At 53.7% G+C, this 6,007-nt stretch carries 9 protein-coding genes and 1 pseudogene; 3 read left to right on the top strand and 7 right to left on the bottom strand.

Annotated features, from left to right (window positions below; genetic code table 11):
- On the bottom strand, positions 1 to 200 hold a 200-nt coding region (locus AC221Y_RS18970), incomplete at its 3' end, for a cupin domain-containing protein (RefSeq protein WP_486708038.1).
- A 294-nt stretch (positions 201 to 494) separates the two neighbouring features.
- Here AC221Y_RS18970 and AC221Y_RS18975 point away from each other — a divergent pair.
- Positions 495 to 720: pseudogene (locus AC221Y_RS18975) on the top strand (IS630-like element ISSpo6 family transposase); the annotation flags it as partial.
- A 78-nt stretch (positions 721 to 798) separates the two neighbouring features.
- Here the strand turns inward: AC221Y_RS18975 and AC221Y_RS18980 are convergent.
- The 4 genes from AC221Y_RS18980 to AC221Y_RS18995 form a co-directional block, all read right to left on the bottom strand.
- Positions 799 to 2,022 carry a type II toxin-antitoxin system HipA family toxin gene (locus AC221Y_RS18980; protein ID WP_486708039.1) on the bottom strand — a complete coding sequence of 408 codons (1,224 nt, stop codon included), beginning with the start codon at positions 2,020 to 2,022 and terminating at the stop codon, positions 799 to 801.
- Complete coding sequence (locus AC221Y_RS18985; RefSeq protein ID WP_486708040.1) at positions 2,015 to 2,614, bottom strand: helix-turn-helix domain-containing protein; 600 nt, start codon at positions 2,612 to 2,614, stop codon at positions 2,015 to 2,017. The genes AC221Y_RS18980 and AC221Y_RS18985 overlap by 8 nt, the downstream gene beginning before the upstream one ends.
- Positions 2,615 to 2,742: 128 nt before the next feature.
- Positions 2,743 to 3,003, bottom strand: a complete 261-nt coding sequence (locus AC221Y_RS18990) for a hypothetical protein (RefSeq protein WP_299756661.1) — start codon at positions 3,001 to 3,003, stop codon at positions 2,743 to 2,745.
- Positions 3,004 to 3,068: 65 nt separating this feature from the next.
- Entirely contained in the window at positions 3,069 to 3,233 is a 165-nt protein-coding gene (locus tag AC221Y_RS18995) for a hypothetical protein (protein WP_486708041.1), read from the bottom strand.
- On the opposite strand from AC221Y_RS18995, the gene AC221Y_RS19000 reads away from it, so the two are divergent.
- Entirely contained in the window at positions 3,162 to 3,476 is a 315-nt protein-coding gene (locus AC221Y_RS19000) for a relaxase/mobilization nuclease domain-containing protein (RefSeq protein ID WP_486708043.1), read from the top strand. The genes AC221Y_RS18995 and AC221Y_RS19000 overlap by 72 nt on opposite strands.
- 283 nt (positions 3,477 to 3,759) lie before the next feature.
- On the opposite strand, the gene AC221Y_RS19005 is transcribed toward AC221Y_RS19000, so the two are convergent.
- Positions 3,760 to 4,089 carry a hypothetical protein gene (locus tag AC221Y_RS19005; protein ID WP_299756669.1) on the bottom strand — a complete coding sequence of 110 codons (330 nt, stop codon included), beginning with the start codon at positions 4,087 to 4,089 and terminating at the stop codon, positions 3,760 to 3,762.
- A 130-nt stretch (positions 4,090 to 4,219) separates the two neighbouring features.
- Here AC221Y_RS19005 and AC221Y_RS19010 point away from each other — a divergent pair, with 130 nt between their 5' ends.
- Positions 4,220 to 4,438: a hypothetical protein gene (locus tag AC221Y_RS19010; protein ID WP_299756671.1), complete on the top strand. Its 219-nt coding sequence runs from the start codon at positions 4,220 to 4,222 to the stop codon at positions 4,436 to 4,438.
- A 223-nt stretch (positions 4,439 to 4,661) separates the two neighbouring features.
- Here AC221Y_RS19010 and AC221Y_RS19015 read toward each other — a convergent pair.
- On the bottom strand, positions 4,662 to 6,007 hold a 1,346-nt coding region (locus tag AC221Y_RS19015; RefSeq protein ID WP_486708042.1), incomplete at its 5' end, for a 3'-5' exonuclease.

The raw sequence follows: 6,007 nt of genomic DNA on the forward strand, positions 1-6,007 counted from the left end.
ATAAATTCTTCGCCGCCGGTATGGGTATGGGCTGAAAACTGGCTTGTCGCAGCGTACCGCACGATGGAGGTCGCGCGCGCGACTTCATCGCCGATACGATCCAGCATGCGTCGGTCCACACCCGGCATGGGGGACGCAGTCCACTCGACCTGATCCGAATGAATAACAACACGCGCTTTAAAATCGGCGTTCAGTTCCATATTCGTTCTCCCTTCAGGCACAATATTATATAAATCTAATTGCCTACCTACTAATAGGCATTCAATCTGGCTTGAGAAACCATCTTACTGACTTCTCCCGCTGAACACGCTACCTGAATGTGCGTTGGCTTGACGGGATATAGCTTCCAAGACGGGGCCTTTTGGGGCGAATGGCGGCTTCTCAAGGGTGCCGGACACCCGTGCGGCAGCATCGGCATTGCGCACGCGGACCTCACAGAACCCTCCAGATTCCCACGCGGCTTGCTTTGCGATTCACATATTTGGAGGTGGCTCATGGGTAAATCACTGTCATTGGACATCCATGAGCGAGTTTTTTCCTTAGTTGAAGACGGGTTTTCCTGCCACGAGGCACACCGGATCGGTGGCGGCAGCACCGCAGGGATGGCCGCGTATCAGCAAGCTGGATGCGGTCTCGAAGTTTCTGAAAGGTAAGATCGAGGCAACGCCAGACAAGACTCTCCCGGAACTAGCGGCGGGACTGTTCGAAGAACATGAGGTCATTTAACGCATTGCCGCCATAGGCGCATGGCTTTCTGATAACAGGCTGCGCTTTGCGTAATCGCCTAGAACGAAGCCTCTATTGCGTCAACGGGAGTGTTGGCAGTAGTTCATCAATCGCGGCCTTCACGTCGGCCGGCATCGGCAAGGCATCTTTTTCACGCGTCCAGAGCGATACAAAATCGCTCGCGGTTTCGCGCGCGACATCAAGAACCATTTTTGTGGGTAACGCTGCTTTAGCAGCAAGATGGGAAATTTCATCTTCATCAAAGGCTGCAAAATCCCGAACGCGACTATAGTTCAATGCGAAGCTATCGCCCTTAATGTAAGGGACTGTTGATACAAAATCATAGGCTGGCGATAGGGCAGCGTTGCGTCGATCTGGGTAGATCAGCGACCAGTTCTTGAGATGCATATCCCCGTTTCCAATCAGCGTGCTGAAAGTCAGACGACGTATGAATTCACGGATGTCTTCATCTGACCCTTCTGCTGCGATGACGGCAACAATGTTTCGCATGCTCGCTTTCTTATATTTATCCTCGCCGTAGACACCAAAGACTTGCGCGAAGTCCTCAATATGCACGCGCTCTCCGCTAGGGTGCCGGTCAAAGCGTTCGATAACGAAGGCCTTAGTTCCAAAGCGATCAGTACCGTCAGGCAGGTTTGAGATACTGTCGATATCGACCAGATCAATGCGAGGCACGTCCATGCCGAGCATGCTGGCCAGCCGCATCATTGAGAATTCGTTTTCAGGGACACCCATGTATTCCCGAGAAGGCAGCTTGACGATCCAGTCACCGCCGATGCCAGAGGCCGGAATAGTCAGCCCACCGCTGGCGCTTTCGACGGCTGAGAATTTCAGCTGAACACCAGCGAGAGAGAAGCGAAGCATGTTGCCTTTGTACTTGCGCGAGCCTTCGCCTTCGACATGTGCGGCCTCTGGCGGCCAGATTTCCCCATCCGCTGGTTTGATTGTAATGGCGCCAGGAAGGTCGCGCCCTAACGCCCAAAGCAAAAAGAATTCGCGCTCGGCATTCACCCCTGCTTGTTCCGCGAGGTACTTGCGCAAGTGACCCTCCGGCAAGAGGTTGGAAAAAAACGGCATGACCTGCTTCTGGACGGGCTTAAATTCGGTGCGCAACTCACCGAACTCATCTTTGAAAAACAGGCCGAGTGTTGGGCGGTCAGGGTTCTCAATGTACGCTTCGTTGAACGCGAACAGGCTGCGATCCCCCGCAACGCGTGTCAGCGTTCCGATGGTCTCACCATAAAGCTCTACATTTAAAACAGATACATCAGCCATCACTGTCATCCTCATCCAGGCTGTAGGCCGGTCTATTGGTTGGTTGATCACTCATGTGTGATGGTACGCTGTGTGCCAACATTTTGCGGAGACGCTGAGCGTCTTTGGCGATTTTTTCGAGGCTCTTGAGGCCTCCAGAATTCTCGACTGCCTCAAGTGCGCTGCGCATATTCCTGATCGCGTCAGTCTCCTGCAAGCTGTTGCGGAAATTGTTCATTTCTTGAAATTGTCTTTGCAGTGTTTGCATCGCAGGGCTCTCATGCAAAGCCTTGGGCAGTGCATCAAGAGCACGTTGCGCGCGCGCAAGCTCGCGCAATGCATCGTTATTGCTTTGAGGCTTATGACTGCCTGTACTGCGCACAATCGATCTGACTGCCGGTGCCGATTTTCTTGGTATCATCGTCAGTTCAAGGTCAAGCGCATGGGCAAGTGATGCAAGGCTTGAGAGCCGCAGGTCAACCGCATTGCTCTCGATCTTTGAGATGTGCGATTGCGGCACGCCTGAGCGAGCGCTAAGCTCTCTTTGGCTTAACCCTTTGTTTTCGCGCGCTTCCTTCAAGGCTTCCGCGATATTTTCACTAGCGTAACTCATCTTCTGATCTACCTTCACATATCAAGAACCACACTTGATATAAAATAATGTATCACATCTTCAGCACGCCAAGCAAGTCGTGATCTATTAATATAGATCATTGGAGCATTTTGATCTACTATAATGTATCACTGTTCCGCACTTATCATGCCCATTGAGTGCCCTGTATCCGAGGAAATAGGACGAAACCCCGCTAGGTAGGATGCGCTCCAATAGAGAGACATCTGGCGCGATGCCTCTTCACGTTTTTTCCATGCCTCGCTGTCGGCTTCATGGTCGAGACAAGTGAAAACATAAGCTTCTTGCCCGCCATGCTCTTCGACGATCCCATCAGGCAAGAAATACGAGCGGTAGCCAGTTTCTGTGATGGGGATTGGTGCGTCGTTCATGGCGGCGATCTCCAAATGATCAAAATCTGATTTCCAGCGACGCTTCCAAAAAACGATGCGTATCGTTACGCCGCGCCAGCCGATCTGGCTGGTGATGGGGGCACCCATCCGAGTTTGCGGATGTCGGCGTCGAAGTCTTCGAGGCTGCGATCAGTCGAATTGAGCAAGAGCTTGGGCTCGACGATCAACCGCGCGCCATTGTCTTCCATGAGAAAGAAGGGCGTCGCCATGCACACGCTGTTTGGTCCAAGATTGACGGCGCAGAAATGAAGGCGATCAACCTTTCCTTCTATAAGCGCAAACTGACGACGATCTCAAAGCAGCTCTTCCTAGAGCAAGGCTGGCCGATGCCCGAAGGGCTTCGCGATCCAAGAAAGCGTGATCCCCTCAAATTCACTTTGGAAGACTGGCAAAAAGCCAAGCGGACGGGCCTGAACCCAAAACAGACCAAAGTTCTGCTGCGGGAGTGTTGAAATATCTCAGATAGTCGCGAGAGTTTCGAAGCTGCTCTACGTGAGAAAGGACTCTGGCTTGCGCATGGTGATCGACGCAATTTCGTTGCGGTCAATTGGAAGGGAGAAACACACTCACTGTCCCGCGCGTGTGGAGCAAAAGTCAAGGAATTGAAATCCCGGCTCGGCGATCCTCATCAGTTGCTATCTGTGGACGAAACGAAGGCATTTATCGGCGCACTTCTGCCTCCGAAGCTACAGGCATGGGCTGAGGACGCGCATGCCAAGGCAAAACAGGCGAACCTTACCCTTCAGTTTCAGCGAGAACAGATTGTCGAGCGACATAGAAAGGCGCGCGCAGATGAAAGATGCCCAAGAGACGCGCCGCATCACCGAAGATCGAAAGCGCGCCGCGTGAACCCCGCGCGGTCTGCGTGGTCTTTGGCGTTGGATTTCCGGCAAGAACCGAAAGATCAGGCAGATCAACGAGGCTGAGATTGGTCCGGAGCAAGTTCGAGACCGCGCTGAGCGGCAAGCGCTGATTCAGAGACGGCGGGCTTTGCAGCGCACGTTCGTCGCCGTCCGCAGAAGTCAGCGGGACACGCTCGAAACGCTGTTTCGCGATATTGCGCATGCCATGTCCGTTGGCCGCGTACCGGAGACGAAAGTGCGGAAACCTCGAACGCGCAATCGCGACCGGCAGCGCGGGCGCGACCGAGACAATGGTCCTGAATTCAACCAGTAACCTAAGAAAGGAGGTCGCTATGCGACACACAATTATGCTCAATCTCGACGAGGCCCATGCCCGTCAACTGAATGATCTGAGGCAGAATTTTCACTTGGCTGCCGAGGACCCTGTGCGTTTGGCCATCCGGCTGACCCATACGAGACACAAACAAAAACCCGACGTCCTGGTGCCTGAGTTCAAGCCCAGAGCAGCCAAAGAGGATTGCTATGAGGACGATGATAACAGCCCCTGTTAAAGTGCGAGGCACTTAGAAACCGCTAGCCCTATTTTGGCTGATACACTCCAGTTCTTTGTTGATCGGCTAAGTTGGTCAGCTGCTATTCGCCAAGATTTAGAACAGCCTCTAGAGAGGCAACGAGCTCGGCACGCCGGGTTGGATCGAGTTTGTCTAGGTTCCCCGTCGCGCGCATCTTCGGCATGAGTTCTTTGGTTATCAGCGGGGGCTGCTACGCTTTCAGCTACTGAGGTGAGGAAGGCGCGAAGACCAACTCAGGCAGCACAACGCTCCACTCATCTCTCTTAAGCGAAGGCTGATACTCTTCGGCAGAGTCGTCACGCACGCGCGTCGTAATTGCGTAAACTGTGCCATGAAGGAACGTGGCGTTCGGCGGCGGGGTAAATTTCTTGGCCAATCGACAAACTAAAATTCCGTCTCGATCGGTCAGCTGCCAGCTGTTCGCCAGCTGTCTTAAGAAGACTGGATCACCAGCGTTGAGCCGTTCAAGAGCCTGCAGTGAGGCGTTGCCATCGTAAAGCCTACCAGCGAAGCTCAAATCGACCTCTGAAGGATCAAGTGTTCGATAATGTTTTCCGCACTCTGAAACATCAACGGCACCATGGCCTCGCGGGCGGGTCAAAAATGGCTCGTCATTGAGCCCATCTAGGATTGGATGGCGGCTCCCAATTGTGACGAGAGCCAAGCTGCGACGGGCGCGCGTCATCGCCACATAGTGGAGCCGCCGGGCTGCGTCGCGGTCTTCCCCCTTAGATTGTCTATCCCAAGCACCATCGAGAACCACGACGTCGTCAAACTCTAGTCCTTTGGCCCGGTGAGCCGATAGCAGAAGCAGCCCACTTTGACGCTTGCGGATGTCACGCCCCCACTCGGCGAGCCACTCCAGGATGTCCTTGCGATCCGTCTCGCGATCACCAACCTCATCCACGAATTCGTCTACGCCTTCTCTTAGGATGGACCACCAGGGTCCTTCCGGTTGGTCGTCCATCCATCCGGACAGTTCCGAGACATGAAGACCCGAGCGATCCCGACCTCTCAGCCATTTTACAAGCGATTGAGTTTCGCGAAGGCGCCAAAAATTCGGAAGATCAGCGTTTGCTGTCTGAACGGGAATGCCACGCGCCTCGCAATAACTTCGCACTGGCTGAAGATACTTCCAGTCGCGCGCAATAATCGCTGTCTTAGCCCAATCCCAATCCGGCACGAGTTTAGAAAGTCGCTCCAGCTCTTCAACTGCAAGAACTGCCTGAGTCTGATGATCGCCCGCATCCTTTAGGACTTGCACGCGTCCCCGACCTACATTGTCGAGGCGCTCTAACTCGCCACCTGCCCGATCATTCTTACGGGCCCGATTTACATCGATGTCATGACCCGCTTTCATCCGATTGGATGCCGGTGCGATAACCTGGTTCGACGCACGGATTATGGTGTCTGTCGAGCGGTAGTTCTCTACCAGATATGTCGGCTGGGCTTTGTAGTCTTCTTCAAACCGACGAATAAACTCCACGGAAGCGCCAGTGAACGCATATATGTTCTGGTCGTCATCGCCGACAGCAAACAAACTGAGAC

Source organism: Boseongicola sp. (assembly GCF_057460485.1).